The sequence below is a fragment of the Nocardia sp. NPDC051787 genome (genome assembly GCF_040681325.1).
Taxonomy (GTDB): domain Bacteria; phylum Actinomycetota; class Actinomycetes; order Mycobacteriales; family Mycobacteriaceae; genus Nocardia.
Map to the genome: position 1 here is coordinate 65,767 of NZ_JBFAYO010000022.1, position 13,806 is coordinate 79,572.

General features: G+C 68.7%; 13 protein-coding genes. 7 read left to right on the top strand and 6 right to left on the bottom strand.

What is annotated here, in order from left to right:
- Positions 1–38 precede the first annotated feature (38 nt).
- Both AB0M45_RS22885 and AB0M45_RS22890 read left to right on the top strand, forming a co-directional pair.
- The gene (locus AB0M45_RS22885; RefSeq protein ID WP_364332594.1) at positions 39–3,224 is read left to right on the top strand and encodes a carboxyl transferase domain-containing protein; all 3,186 of its coding nucleotides are present in this window, start codon (positions 39–41) and stop codon (positions 3,222–3,224) included.
- A 122-nt stretch (positions 3,225–3,346) separates the two neighbouring features.
- Positions 3,347–3,982, top strand: a complete 636-nt coding sequence (locus AB0M45_RS22890) for an HAD family hydrolase (RefSeq protein WP_364332597.1) — start codon at positions 3,347–3,349, stop codon at positions 3,980–3,982.
- Here the strand turns inward: AB0M45_RS22890 and AB0M45_RS22895 are convergent.
- Positions 3,979–4,881 carry a hypothetical protein gene (locus AB0M45_RS22895; RefSeq protein ID WP_364332599.1) on the bottom strand — a complete coding sequence of 301 codons (903 nt, stop codon included), beginning with the start codon at positions 4,879–4,881 and terminating at the stop codon, positions 3,979–3,981. The genes AB0M45_RS22890 and AB0M45_RS22895 overlap by 4 nt on opposite strands.
- Before the next feature lie 194 nt (positions 4,882–5,075).
- On the opposite strand from AB0M45_RS22895, the gene AB0M45_RS22900 reads away from it, so the two are divergent.
- The 5 genes from AB0M45_RS22900 to AB0M45_RS22920 all read left to right on the top strand — a co-directional run bounded on the left by AB0M45_RS22900 (position 5,076) and on the right by AB0M45_RS22920 (position 9,838).
- A complete protein-coding gene (locus tag AB0M45_RS22900; RefSeq protein ID WP_364332602.1) occupies positions 5,076–5,720 on the top strand; it encodes a pentapeptide repeat-containing protein in 645 nt (214 codons plus the stop codon).
- Between the two features lie 142 nt (positions 5,721–5,862).
- Positions 5,863–6,903: an AraC family transcriptional regulator gene (locus AB0M45_RS22905; protein ID WP_364332605.1), complete on the top strand. Its 1,041-nt coding sequence runs from the start codon at positions 5,863–5,865 to the stop codon at positions 6,901–6,903.
- A 311-nt stretch (positions 6,904–7,214) separates the two neighbouring features.
- Positions 7,215–8,240, top strand: coding sequence for a protein phosphatase 2C domain-containing protein (locus AB0M45_RS22910; protein WP_364332608.1), 1,026 nt, complete (start codon positions 7,215–7,217; stop codon positions 8,238–8,240).
- A 79-nt stretch (positions 8,241–8,319) separates the two neighbouring features.
- Positions 8,320–9,180, top strand: coding sequence for an SDR family oxidoreductase (locus tag AB0M45_RS22915; RefSeq protein WP_364332611.1), 861 nt, complete (start codon positions 8,320–8,322; stop codon positions 9,178–9,180).
- 121 nt (positions 9,181–9,301) lie between these two features.
- Positions 9,302–9,838: an AAA family ATPase gene (locus AB0M45_RS22920; protein ID WP_364332614.1), complete on the top strand. Its 537-nt coding sequence runs from the start codon at positions 9,302–9,304 to the stop codon at positions 9,836–9,838.
- 16 nt (positions 9,839–9,854) lie between these two features.
- On the opposite strand, the gene AB0M45_RS22925 is transcribed toward AB0M45_RS22920, so the two are convergent.
- From AB0M45_RS22925 to AB0M45_RS22945, 5 genes are all read right to left on the bottom strand, one after another.
- Positions 9,855–11,360 (bottom strand): FAD-dependent oxidoreductase, encoded by a 1,506-nt coding sequence (locus AB0M45_RS22925; RefSeq protein WP_364332617.1) that lies wholly within the window; start codon positions 11,358–11,360, stop codon positions 9,855–9,857.
- A 49-nt stretch (positions 11,361–11,409) separates the two neighbouring features.
- Positions 11,410–12,423 carry a glycosyltransferase family 9 protein gene (locus AB0M45_RS22930; protein WP_364332621.1) on the bottom strand — a complete coding sequence of 338 codons (1,014 nt, stop codon included), beginning with the start codon at positions 12,421–12,423 and terminating at the stop codon, positions 11,410–11,412.
- An 82-nt stretch (positions 12,424–12,505) separates the two neighbouring features.
- A complete protein-coding gene (locus AB0M45_RS22935; RefSeq protein ID WP_364332624.1) occupies positions 12,506–12,832 on the bottom strand; it encodes a hypothetical protein in 327 nt (108 codons plus the stop codon).
- Positions 12,829–13,290, bottom strand: coding sequence for a hypothetical protein (locus AB0M45_RS22940; protein WP_364332627.1), 462 nt, complete (start codon positions 13,288–13,290; stop codon positions 12,829–12,831). Before AB0M45_RS22940 ends, AB0M45_RS22935 begins: the two co-directional genes overlap by 4 nt.
- A gap of 84 nt (positions 13,291–13,374) precedes the next feature.
- A complete protein-coding gene (locus AB0M45_RS22945; protein WP_364332630.1) occupies positions 13,375–13,716 on the bottom strand; it encodes a hypothetical protein in 342 nt (113 codons plus the stop codon).
- Between the last annotated feature and the right edge of the window lie 90 nt (positions 13,717–13,806).

Below are 13,806 nucleotides of genomic sequence, written 5' to 3' on the forward strand. Positions count from 1 at the left end.
GGATTGACGTTGACGTCAACGTCAATAACACTGGCCGCATGCACGTGGTCGTGGTGAACAGGGGAGAGGTGGCGGTCCGGATTCTGCGCACCGCCCGGGAGCGTGGCTGGCGAACCCTGGCGGTGCACACCGCCGAGGAACAGGACGCGCTGCACGTCCGCCTGGCCGACGACGCCGTGGTGTTGCCGGGTGCCGGAGCCGCCGCCTATCTGGACGTGGCGGCGGTCGTCGCGGCGGCGAGGAAGGCGGGACCGGGCGCACTGGTCCACCCCGGCTACGGATTCCTCAGCGAGAGCGCGGAATTCGCGAGCGCATGCACCGCTGCCGACCTCGTGTTCGTGGGACCGGCGCCCGAGGCACTTCGCGTTTTCGGCGACAAGACCGCCGCCCGGGCCGCGGCCGAGAGCGCCGGTGTCCCGGTCATCCCCGCGACCCGTCGGGGTGCGGAAATCGCGGAAATCGCGGCGCTGCTCACCGCATACCCCGGAGGCGTGATGGTGAAGGCCGCCGCGGGCGGCGGCGGGCGTGGGATGCGCGTGGTCCGGGACGCGGCGTCGCTGCCGCAAGCCTTCGCGCAGTGCCGAGCCGAGGCGCTGGCCGGATTCGGCGACGACGCGGTCTACGCGGAAGCGCTGGTCACCGACGCCCGCCACATCGAGGTGCAGATCGTCGCGGACGGCGGACGGGCGGCCGGCGTCGGCGACCGCGACTGCAGCGTGCAGCGTCGGCAGCAGAAACTTCTCGAGGTGGCGCCCGCTCCCGAGCTCGCCGCGATGCTGCGAGATCGGTTGCATCAGTGGGCCGTTCGGATCGCCGAAACCGTCGGGTGTCGCGGCGTACTCACCGTCGAGTTCCTTGTGCGTGGCGACGAAGCGTGGTTCCTGGAGGTCAATCCACGGCTGCAGGTCGAGCACACCGTGACCGAAGCGGTCACCGGAATGGATCTGGTCGCGGTGCAGTGCGATCTCGCGCGGGGCCGGACGTTGGCCGATCTGAGGCTGTCCGACCCCGGCGCGGCACGTGGCTACGCGGTGCAGGCGCGAGTGAACGCCGAGACCGTCACGGCGGGCGGTGACGTGCTACCGCGAACCGGCACCATCACCCATTTCACGGCACCGACCGGCAGCGGCGTGCGCGTCGACACGGCCGTGTTCGCCGGGATGCGGCAAGGTGCGCATTTCGACTCGCTGCTGGCCAAGATCATCGCGTCCGGCCCGTCCTATCCCGCCGCGTTGCGCCGCTGCGCGGACGCGTTGGCCGAGATCGCCGTGACCGGTGTCGACACCAACGTCGCCCTGCTGCGCGCGGTGCTGGCGGAACTGGCCGAGGGTGGCGTGGTGCCGACTGCGTGGTTCGAGCGGCACGTCGATGAATTGGTCCGGCGCGCCGACGATTTCGCGAGCGCCGCGCAGCCGTCCGCACCCGTCCTGGATGTCGAGGTTCAGGCGGTGACACTGGCCGACGACGAGCAGGCGGTGCTGTCGCCGATGGGCGGCACCGTGGTGACTCTTGCTGAGCCCGGCGCCGTCGTGGCCGCCGGTGGCGAGGTCGCGGTGCTGGAGGCCATGAAGATGCAGCATGTCGTGCGAGCAGAAGAAGCGTTGTGCGTGCGCCGCCACGTCGTGGCGGCGGGAGCGGTCGTCGACCCGCACGCGCCACTGCTGACCTTCGTCGCCGCCGATCATGACGGCGAGGATGCCGACGTGGCAGTGGTCGATCTGGATGCCGTGCGCGCCGATCTCGCCGAGGTCCGCGCCCGCCACCGCGTCGGCTCGGACGAATCCCGGCCCGAGGCGGTCGCGAAACGCCATCGGCTCGGGCGGCGGACGGCGCGCGAGAACATCGCCGACCTGGTGGACGCGGACAGCTTCGTCGAGTACGGGGCGCTCGCGGTCGCCGCGCAGCGCCTGCGGCGCAGCCAAGAGGACCTGATCGCGAACACCCCCGCCGACGGGCTGGTCGCGGGCGTCGCCACCGTCAACGCCGAGCCGTTCGGTCCCGGCCGATCGCGCGCGGTCGTGCTGTCCTACGACTACACGGTGCTGGCGGGCACCCAGGGCATGCGCAATCACGCCAAGACCGACCGCATGCTGGAACTGGCTCGCGAGCAGCGCCTTCCGGTGGTCTTCTTCACCGAGGGCGGTGGCGGTCGACCGGGCGACACCGACTACCCCGGTATCTCCGGACTGGATGTCACCACGTTCCGCGCGATGGGTGCGTTGTCGGGCCGGGTTCCGTTGATCGGCATCGTGTCCGGACGATGCTTCGCGGGCAACGCCGCCTTGCTGGGCATGTGCGACGTCGTGATCGCCACCCCGGACGCGAATATCGGCATGGGTGGTCCCGCCATGATCGAGGGCGGCGGGCTCGGCGTGTACGCCCCGGAGGACATCGGGCCGATCGACGTGCAACGCCGCAACGGTGTCGTGCACGTGGTCGCGGCCGACGAGGCCGAAGCGGTCGCCATCGCCCGCCGCTACCTCGCCTACTTCCAGGGAGCGATCGAGGACTGGACCGCGCCGGACCCGCGGCTGGCGCGGCATGTGGTCCCCGAGAACCGCCTGCGCGCGTTCGACATTCGCGCCGCGATCGAGGCCGTCGCGGATGTCGGGTCGGTGCTGGAGTTGCGCCGCGACTGGGCGGTGGGGATGGTCACCGCGCTGATCCGCGTCGAAGGACGGCCGTTCGGCCTCGTCGCCAACAACTGCCACCATCACGGCGGCGCCATCGACGCACCGGCAGCCGATAAGCTCAGCATGTTCCTGCGCCTGTGCGACGCCCACTGCCTGCCCATCGTATCGCTCTGCGACACACCGGGTTTCATGGTCGGGCCGGACGCGGAGAAGGACGGCACGGTCACGAAGTTCAGCCGGCTGTTCATCGACTCCGCCGCGCTGTCGGTGCCGCTGGGGACCGTCATCGTGCGCAAGGGCTACGGCCTCGGCGCCCAAGCCATGGCCGCGGGCTCATTCCGTGCGCCGCGGTTCGTCGTCGCCTGGCCCACCGGGGAGATCGGCGGCATGGGTCTGGAGGGCGCAGTGCGTCTCGGGTTCGCCAAGGAACTGGCCGCCATCGACGATCCGGACAAGCGTCAGGAGGCGTTCGACAACCTGGTCCAGCTCGCCTACGCCAACGGCAAAGCGCTCACCGCCGCGACGGTCCTGGAAATCGACGACGTCATCGATCCGGCCGACACCCGCCGCTGGATCCGTACCCTGCGCTGATCGCGCGAATCGGACGAACCAGCCCTGCTGGAAGGTTCGCGCAGCGCCTGAGCTGAGTCCGTAGACTGACATTCAGTCGTAGCGCTGTCGATCCTAGCTGGGAGATCTGCTTGATTCGGTCCATGGTTTTCGACGTGGGTGAAACGTTGCTGGACGACACGCGGGAGTTCGGTGCATGGGCGGACTGGATCGGCGTACCGCGTCACACCTTCTCGGCAGTACTCGGCGCGGTGACAGCTGCAGGCCGCAACAACGCTGAGACCTTCCAGTACTTCCAACCAGGATTTGACCTGGAGCGCGAGCGGCAGCTCCGAGAAGATGCTGGACGCGGCGAGAATATTCAGGAACAAGACCTGTATCCGGACGTGCGTCCGGCACTGTCGGCTCTCCGAGAACGCGGAGTGTGGGTTGGCATCGCGGGGAATCAAACGGTGCGAGCCGCGTCATTGTTGCGGGCACTGGAACTGCCATGTGATGGCATTGCCACGTCGGGAGAATGGGGTGTCGCAAAGCCCGACAGCGCCTTCTTCGACCGCGTCGCAGGATTTGCGCTTGGAGTACGCAAGGAAATCGTGTACGTCGGCGATCATCGAGACAACGACATCGTCGCGGCCCGCGCAGCCGGGTTGAGATGCGCACTTATCCGCCGAGGGCCGTGGGGCCACCTGTGGGCTGACGAGGTGAGTCGGCACGGAATCGCGGATTGGGTGGTTGATTCCCTAAACGAGCTGGTCGAACTCTTGGATCAGCAAGGTTAGAGAAGTGTCAGCAGCTCCTTCACCAACGGGTGACTACCCGTGTGCTGCGGTGCAATTGATTGAGCTTCATAGAGTGCGCCGAGCACGTTATCGCGCTGCCTTGCCAACATGTGCGCACGGGCCACGTCGATATAGAAGTGAGATCGTCGTTCTGCCGGTACCTGACCGGACGGTGCCCAGTCGCAAGCCGCCGCGAGTGCCGCACCAGCATCGCCCATCTCCACGCCGAGTGATACCTGATGTATGCGCACGGACGCCGGCCTATATGTTGTCGCAGCACCGAGCAATTCGTCGCCAGTTCTGGCTGCCGTATCTTGCATCATCGTGATGATTCGGGCCGACAAGTCGTAATAGCCGTACTTGTCGGCAATGGCATCCGCTGCGCGATAGGCTTGCACGAGAAGGCGATCGACTTCTACCTCAGGACGAACAAGGCGAGCGCGATGGAGTTCCCCGAGCAGCCCGGGAAGTTCGCAGGCGAGACGAAGGTAGTTGGAATTCAGACGGTCATTTACCGCGGCGGTGACGGCGTTGCGCAGAAGCTCGACCGACCGTATCGGGCCGTCATCCGGCACGTCGTGAGCGTCGAGCGCTCGACGTAGATCCGAGATCCGAGCCTCTACAGCCGCAGCTGAGTAGTCGGCACCGACGGTAACGGACGGATCGATGCGGAGCGCTGTACGGAAACGGGCCGCCTGCTCGTCGTCGAGATGCCGAAGCAGCGTGTCCATCCCAGCAGCGAATTCGCCAGCCAAGCTGATGGTCGCGCCTCGGCGCTCCCACTTCCGGACGACAGCCTCCGAGAACCCGGTCATTTCGGCAAACTCACGCTGACTACGGCGCAGTGCCTGCACGCGCAGTGCTCGGACCTCGACACCCGTCCACCTGTTCACGATCATCTGGTGCCCCCCGTTCGCGATTGATGGCGCTCGTACCGGCAGCGTACGGGTTCCGAAAGGTTCAGGCCCCAGCAACCTGCTTATTCGCTGCGCCCGCCTGTACGTGATCGCGGTCTGAACGGCGTCACCGAACTTGTCATGGAGCACCGGAATACTCGACCTGAACCGATCGTCGCGACGAAATGGAGGAGCGCATGGCGCGCGAACTCGACGACCTGCCCTACGCGCGGTACCTCACCGCTCCGGAAGGCGATCTCGAGGCGGAGGGCGATTACGACTGTGTCCGGGTGGACGGTGGCGAACTGGACGATCCCGACGTACGGCACGCCCGATTCAGCGAGTCGGTGTTCACCTCGGTCGCCATCACCCGGGGAAGCCTGCGCTACACCCGCTTCAGCGATGTGTGGCTGCGCCATGTCCGCTGGGTGGGCACCGAGCTGGCCGACACCGCCTGGCTGGACGGCGAGGTGGTGTCGGGCGCGATGTCCGGTGTCGATATGGCGGGTGCGAACCTGCGCCGGGTGCGCTTCGAAGGCTGCAAATTCGACTCGGTCAACTTCCGCGGCGCACAGTTGCGCGACGTTTCCTTCGTCGACTGTGTGCTGCGCGACTGCGATTTCGCCGACGCCACGCTGACCGACCTCACGGTGCCCGGCTCGGCGCTGGTCCGGCTGTCGCTACGCAATGCGCGGTTGGCGAAGGTGGACCTGCGCGGTGCGACCACCCTCGACGTCAGCGACGGGCTCGACAGTCTGCGTGGCGCGACGATCACCCACGTGCAGTTGATGGACCTCGCGCCCGTCTTCGCGCATTCTCTCGGCATCACCGTGCGGGACTGATTCGTCCCTGAAAACGACTGTGCCGCAGCGGCTGCCACCCCGCGTCAGGAACCCCATTTGGGCGATCCGGCGATACGCGGCACACCCGATTGATACATTGCGCCGGTACCGCGCAGTACCGCTTCATCGAGGAATGCGAGCCATGGTCGATCGGGATACTCTCCGCAGCACCGCGGGCGTGCGCACTCTCGTGCGGATCGCTGGAGAGCGCGGGATGGCGCCGGCCGCGTGCCTGGCCGGAACGACGGTGTCGCCCGCGGCGCTGCTCGATCCCTCCGCCGAGATCAGCGCGCACGACGAATTGCGCGTGGTGCGCACGGTGCTGGCCCGTTTCGGCGACGAACCCGGACTCGGTCTCGTCGCGGCCGCTCGTCAGCACTTCCGCTTGCGCGGACCGTGGGGCCTCGCACTGCTCGGTAGCCGGACGCTGCGTGAGCTGATCGAGGTGGCGCAGCGCAGTGCGGGCCGCAATGTGCCGCTCGGTCGGCTGACCTTCGAGGAAGCCGACGGCGAAGCGCGACTGCTGTTCCAGGACGCCGAGATTCCGCCGGGCATGCGGGCGTTCTTCGCCGAAATGACACTGGCGGGACTGCCCGCGTTCGATCGCGAACTGTACTCCGTCGGCGTCCCCGTCCAGCGGGTGAGTTTCCGGCACGCGCCGCCGCGCAGCATCAAGCGCTATCGCGAGGTCTTCGGCGTGGTGCCGATTTTCGGCGCGACGGTGAGCGGGGTGGTCTTCGACCGCTGCCTGCTGGATCAGCCGCTGCCACCGGCGAACGACGCCGCGCGGGACAGCTGCGGGCAGCTGTGCCGCGACCTGCTCGACCGGCGCCGCACCCGTACCGGCGTCGCCGCCTCGGTGCGCGATCTGCTGGTGCGTGATCCCGGTGAGATCCCCGATCAGGCGACGGTCGCGCTCGGCCTGTACATGAGTTCGCGCACCCTGTCGCGGCGCCTGCACGAAGAGGGAACGTCGTTCCGGGCACTGCTCGACGAAGTGCGGCAGACGATGTCGGAAGTGTTGCTCACGCATACCGATATGACCACCGAACAGGTGGCTGCCCGGCTCGGCTACGCCGAAGCGGCCTCCTTCATCCGCGCCTTTCGTCGCTGGCAGGGCTGCCCGCCGCAGACTTTCCGCTCCCGCGGCCTCCGGCCCTGTCGCGCGCCCGAGTTGGTCTGAGCGCCGCGGGCGCTGCGCGGCGTGCGCCCCAGCGGCTCGGGCAGACCATCGGCTACCGCGATCTCGGCCATGAGCCCGGTCGATACAACACTGGGATCTGGCACCCGGAACACTCCCGTACTATCGCCATCGGAGTTGGCCGGGCGGGGAGACGAAGGAGGACGGTGTGGACGTTCGCACCAACAACGAGCCACTGTGGTTACGGTTGGGCCAACGACTTGCGGACAATGGACGGATCGCGACGGCGTCGCCGGACTGCCCGGGGATCGTGCCATGAGGAAGCTGGAGCCGAGCGCCAGCGAGGCGCAGGCATGAGCACCGACGCCAGCGACCTACGCTGCGCGGGGTGTGCGGCGGTCGGGCTGGACAGCCGCCTTTGCTCGTCCTGCGACCGCGAACTCGGCTACCGCTACGTCGCGCTGCCCGGCGACGACCCGACGCCGTGCGCGCAGTGTGGTGGAACGCGATTCGACCCCGACGGACGATGCTCGCACTGTGGACGGTCCCGGTCGGTGCCGGATCGCTGCGCCGCCGACCTCGGCGCGGTAGCGGTACTCACAGATCGCGGAATCGTCCATGGTCGCAATGAGGATGCCGTCGCCGCGGGCGTACTCGACAGTGCGATCACCGGGTCGTCCACGGCCGTCGTGATCGCGGTCAGCGACGGAGTCTCGACCTCGGCGCGACCGCAAGTGGCCTCCGGTGCGGCAGTACGCGCCGGTGTCGCCGCCACCGCCGCCGCGCTCGCCGCCGGGCAGCCCGCCACCGACGCCATCATGCTCGGTCTCGCCGCCGCCGCACAGGCCGTACGCGACGTCGACGTCCCCGATGGTCCGGCTCCATCGTGCACCTACGTGTCCGCCATCGTGGTGCACAACGGCGCCGATACCGAGATCACCGTCGCCAATGTCGGTGACAGCCGGGCCTATTGGCTGGCGCAGACGGGCGAGGAGCCCTCGCGGCGGTTGACCGTAGACGACTCCTGGGCACAAGCCCTGGTCGATGCCGGTGCGATGGACGAGCAGGCGGCGATGGCCGACCCGCGGGCCCACACGCTGATCCGCTGGCTCGGCGCGGACAGCCCGCCGGAACCCTGGGCGGACAACTGCGTGCGGACGGTGCGTGTCACGGGTCCCGGCATGTTGCTGCTGTGCTCCGATGGGTTGTGGAACTACCTGCCCGCTCCGGCCGCCTTGTCCTACAAGGTGGCCGGGGCCGCTCCCACAGCGGCGGCCAACACGCTCGCCGAGTTCGCATTGGGTTGCGGAGGCGGTGACAACATCACCGTCGCGCTGGCTCCGGTGCCGTGGCGGGGCCGCCATGATGACGACCGTTGACGGGCGCCAGGGGATCGCGAAAACACCGTTCCCCAGTTCCATAGACAGTGATGTTCATGGTTGCGTATGGTCGTCGACTATGACGAAGTTCGGCGGTAAGACCTGTTTGATCACCGGCGCGGCCAGCGGCCTCGGTCGGAGTACGGCACTCGCCGCCGCGGCCAAAGGCGCCGCGCTGGTGCTCACCGATATCGCCGCCGACGGACTCGAACAGACCGCCGCCGACGCGCGTGCGGCGGGCGCGACCGTACACGTGGCCACGGCCGCCGACGTCAGTGATTACGACCAGGTCGTCGCGCTCGCGGCGGAGGCACACGCCGCGGTCGGCAGTGTCGACATCGTCATGAACGTGGCCGGGATCGCCACCTGGGGCACCGTGGACCGGCTGACGCACGCGCAGTGGCGGCGCACCATCGACATCGACCTGATGGGTCCGATCCACGTGATCGAAGCGTTCGTCCCTCAGATGATCGCCGCGGGCCGCGGCGGGCACCTGGTGAACGTGTCGTCGGCCGCGGGATTGTTCGGACTGCCATGGCACGCGCCCTACAGCGCGGGCAAGTTCGGCTTGCGGGGTGTGTCGGAAGTGTTGCGTTTCGACCTGGCCAAGCACGGCATCGGAGTGAGCCTGGTGTGTCCGGGGGCCATGGCCACACCGATGGTCGACAGCGTCGACATCGCGGGCGTCGACCGGACGGCCGAGGCGGTACAGCGCGGGGTGTCGCTGTTCATGCGGCACGCGGTCACGCCGGAGGCGGCGGCCGGGTCGATCGTGCGCGGCGTCGAGCGTAATCGGTACCTGATCTTCACCTCGCACGACATCCGCATCGGCTTCTGGGCCCAGCGGTACATCCCGCCCGCGTACACCCTCGCGATGCGGGGGCTGAACTGGGCGATGACCCGCTACGTCGAGCAGAAGGTCACCGCGCCCGCCCGCTGACGTCTCGGGGATCGCGCGCTGGGGGACGTCTACCCGGGCCGATCAGCTTGTGCCCGGCTACACGGCTCGCCGGTTGCGTCCGCCCATAAACCGTTCGGCGGCGACGCCACGGTGCGCAATCATGATCACCATGGCGTCCGCTGTCTATCTGATCACCGGCATCCAGGCCGCGGGCAAGTCCACCGTCGCGCAGGCACTGGCCGAGCGGCTCCCGCGGTCCGCGCATGTACGTGGCGACACCTTCCGGCGATTCGTCGTGAACGGGCGTGCGGAGATGAGCCCGGACCCGTCGCCGGAGGCGCTCGCGCAGCTTCGATTGCGCTACAGCCTTGCCGCCGGCACGGCCGACGCGTACGCAGACGCCGGGTTCACGGTAGTCGTGCAAGACGTAGTCCTCGGCGAATTCCTGCCGTGGATGGCGGATCTGATCATTACCCGTCCGCTGTACATCGTCGTACTGGCGCCGCGCCCTGAGGTGGTCGCCGCCCGCGAGGCCGGGCGTGGCAAGGATGCCTACGACGAGTTCACCGTCAAGGGTCTGGACGCCGTGTTGCGGGAGAGCACACCTCGGATCGGGCTCTGGTTGGACACGTCGGAGCTGACCGTCGAGCAGACCGTCGACAAGATCCTAGCCGACGCTCGCCCCTCGAGGGACTGACACCGGTCCGGCCAGCTCAGGAGGTACTGCGCGGCATCTGCAGTGGAGTGAGGGATCTGGTCGCCGGACCCTCGAGCAACGTGCCGTCGGGCGCGAACCGGGAGCCGTGCAGCGGGCAGTCCCAGGTGCGTTCAGCGTCGTTCCAGCTCACGATGCCGTACAGATGCGGGCAGATCGCGGAGACCCGCGTCGTGGTGCCGCCTACCGTGCACACCGCGGTCGGGTGCAGGCCCTCACGCAGCACCGCGCCGCAGCCTTCGGCCGGGGCGGCGCCGTCGTGCCGGGTGACGGCACGCAGCCAGCCCGCGGAAAGGTGCTGGGCCACCGCGCCATTCAGCTTCGTCGCGGAGGGAAGCGCCTTGAGTTCACTCGGGCGCCAGCTGGCCAGCGCACCCGCCCAGTCCGGCGGATTGCCGACGCGCCGACCGGCCAGCGCAATGGCCGCGGCGACGCCGTTGGTCAGTCCCCATTTGGCGTATCCGGTGGCCAGTTGAATGTCGTTCTGGCCGGGGAGCACAGGTCCCACGTAGGGCAGCTCGTCGACCGGCGCGTAATCCTGGGCGGACCACTGGTGCACCGGTGTCGCGCTGGGGAACCAGGTCCGCGCCCAGCTCACCAGGTCGTCGGCCTTGCGCCGGGTCGACCCGCCGCGGCCGACGACGTGGCCGTTGCCGCCGACGAGCAGCAGCTCGCCGTCCGGTCCCGGCGCGCGACGCAGGGATCGCGCCGGGCTGCCCGCGCTGATGTACATGTCCTGCGGAATAGGCTCGTCGACGGCGAACGCGGCCAGGTAGGACCGCTGTGGGGTGAGCCGGGCGAAGAATCCGCCGCGATCGAGAATCGGTGTCCCCGTGGCCAAGACCACCGTGCGGGCGGCGAGTTCGCCGTGCTCGGTCGACACCACCAGATCGCCTCGCTCGCCGTGGTGCACGCCGCGCACCAGGGTGGACTCGTAGATCGGTGCACCGTGCGACTCCACATCCGCCGCCAGCGCCGCGAGCAGCGCCATCGGATCGAGCTGCGCCTGGTCGGCGAGGCGGACGGCGCCGTGCACCGGGAACGGAACATCGAGTTCGTCGAGCAGTTCGGTGGCCAGGCCCGCTTTCTGCGTCGCGGCGTATTCGGCTCGCACCGCGGATATTTCGTCCTCGTTCTGCGCGTAGGTCAGCGCGGGGACCCGCTCGACCGGGACGCTGTGCGCGGCGCAGAAACGCAACAACCACTCCTGTCCCGCGCGATTCGCCTCGACGTAGGCGCGCAGCGTGTGATCGGAGTGGTGCGCGGCGATCTGCTGAGCCCGGGTCCCCTGCAACAGGCTGATCTTTCCGGTGGTGGAACCGGTCGTTCCCGCGCCGACGCGTCTGCCTTCGACCACGGCCACCTCGATGCCGTTCTCGGCCAGCAGCAGGGCCGTCACCAGGCCGGTGAGCCCGCCGCCGATCACGACCGTGTCGAAGCGCGAGCCCGGCGTCAACCGCAATCGCGCCGGGATCTGTGCGCCGTGCAACCAGAGGGAGGTCATAACCCCGAAATAGCCGGTCTCGATAGGCCGAAACTCCCGAGCCCGCTGGTCACACCAGCGCCCGGCTGGTGAGCTGCCGATCGGCGGCGGCGACCACTTCGGCGACGCTGATCAGATCCAGCCCCGGCGCGGGCGCGTCGGCCAGCGGATCGTCGACGCGGCCTGCCCACAGGACCATATGCGCCTCGCGTTCCGGCGGCGGTCCCCAGGTCGCGGGTGATTCGGGGCCGAAGATCAGCACCGACGGGGTGCCGAACGCGGTGGCCAGGTGCCCCACACCCGTGTCGCCGCTCACCACGAGCGCCGCGTCGGCCGCCACGGCCGCGAACCGCTCCGCGGGCCAGCGCCGCGCGGGCGCACCACCCGCATGCACGACGATGAATTCCGGCTCGCCGATGCTCTCCGGCGGCGGCGCGATATCCAGGCGGGCCGGATCGGCCGGAATGCCCGCGTATTCCAGCAGTCGGCACCACCGTACGGTCTCCGGCAGGTCTAATTGCCACGCCGGACCGGGAATTTGCGAAAAGTCCTTGTGGCGGTGGGCGATCATGTGTGCCGGGCCGGTCGCGAGCAGCGCACCGATGCTGCCGGCGTCCGCGCCGTGCAGATCGACCGCGAACGTGGGCGGGGGCGCGTTCCAGCGCAGCGCGGCCGGCAGCGGAGTTGCGTGCAGTTCGTCGACGCAATCGGCCAGTTCGACGACGGGGCGCAGCCAGCCCGGCGCCGCGAGAACCAGCCGCTGTCGCGGAAGGGCGTCGTGCAATGCGCGCAGGGCCGGAACCGCCGTCAGCAGCTCGCGCAGTCCGTGCGCGCAGAGCGCGAGCGTGACAGCCATGTATGCCTCCACTGTGATCGCAAAAGGGGGACCCGCCGCCGGGACGACGTCGTTGGCGAACCCGGGGCGGGTGTGCCACAGCTTCGAGGCGCTCGCCGGAAATCCTGCTCCGACGCCGGGAAAACGCGTCTCGAAGTCGCCGGCCGATGTGTCCTCGACGCCGTTGTCGGGGGCATGCGCATCGGATTCCGGCAGTACTCCCACCGAGTTGGCGCCTGGATAACCCATGGCGGGAGCGGTATTCGGGACATGCCCGGTACGCGCGGTTCGAAACCTGTCGTTTCCACTCCTGCGACGGGCAGCTGACACGCTATTTCGGCACGAGAATGCCGGTGAGATCCGCCTTCCGGATCGGGGTATCCGGATTGGCCTGTGCCGCGCACATCAATTCGATCGCCGCGATCGCGGCATCCACGGTGCGGGCGTCCGGCGTTGCGTCACCCTCGCGTTCCTGCTCGAGGAATTTCTCCGTGGTGATGCGCTGCTTCTCGGCATCCTGGGCGACGAATTCGTTGCACGGGGTGTCGCCGCCCTTGTTCACCACCTTCTGCGGCTCGTCACCGCAGCCTGCCGCACACACGGCCAGAACTGCCAGAACGGCTATGCCCATACGGCCGGGCCGGGCCGCGGCGCTCATCGTCCGACCCCCGCCAGCGCCGAGGCCAGATCCGGGACGTCGAGCGCCTCCAGCGCCTGCTGGCGCACGTCGGGGCAGTTCTGCGTGGTGGCGGTGTCGACGACGGAGCGGTCGGTGACGATCAAGTCGTTGAGGCCGCCGTTGCGGACCGCCCAGTTGTGTGCGGTGCCGTTGAAGCTCACTTTGGCGATCGTCGTCCCCTGATCACGCCAGTTGTCCAGGTCGGCACGCATCATGTCGCACAACTGCTTCGCCGCGTCCGGCGTGATCTGGTCCGGGTTCGGCACCTGAGTTTCCGCCGGGCCCGGCATGGTGATCGAGACGGCCGGGGAATCGGGCGTCGCCGGAACGGGCGCGCTGTCGCCGTTGTCCGTACACCCCGCGAGCGCCGAGCCGGCCGCGCACGCACAGGTGATCAAGGCCAGGCGCAGCACGGCCCGGTTCCGATGGTCTGTCATTGTCTTCTCCCTCGAATCGGCGACCAGGGTCGCGACACGGCCTCGTTACCCGGCACGGCAAGACCGGATCTCCCGTCCGCACGGTCAGTGACCAGCCGCATCCCTCAGCCGCCTGCCTTCGCGCACTTTGATTCGGCGATGCTCGGCGACGATCACGAGGACACCGGCGATGATGCACACGGCGCTGACGACACCGGCCACCACCGCCCAGCCCGCGAACCCGTATCCGGCGGCGGTCAGGGTGAGCGCGATCGTCACGACGCCGATGCCGACGAGGATGATGCCCGGCCAGTTCCGGGCGTCCTCGATGGATTCCCCGGCGTGCGTGCGGACCGTGCGTGCGTGATCCGGAAAAGTCTCATGCGAGCGTCCGTGCTGCTCACCGGCGCCGGATCCCGCGTTCGATTCGTTCGGTGCTGGCAGCATCGGACTGTCCTTTCTCTTCAGCGGCAACGATTTCGGTGCGCGGCGGACGTAGCGCCGGAAGTGCTCCGAGCCGGCGATCCGGGCCGCCAT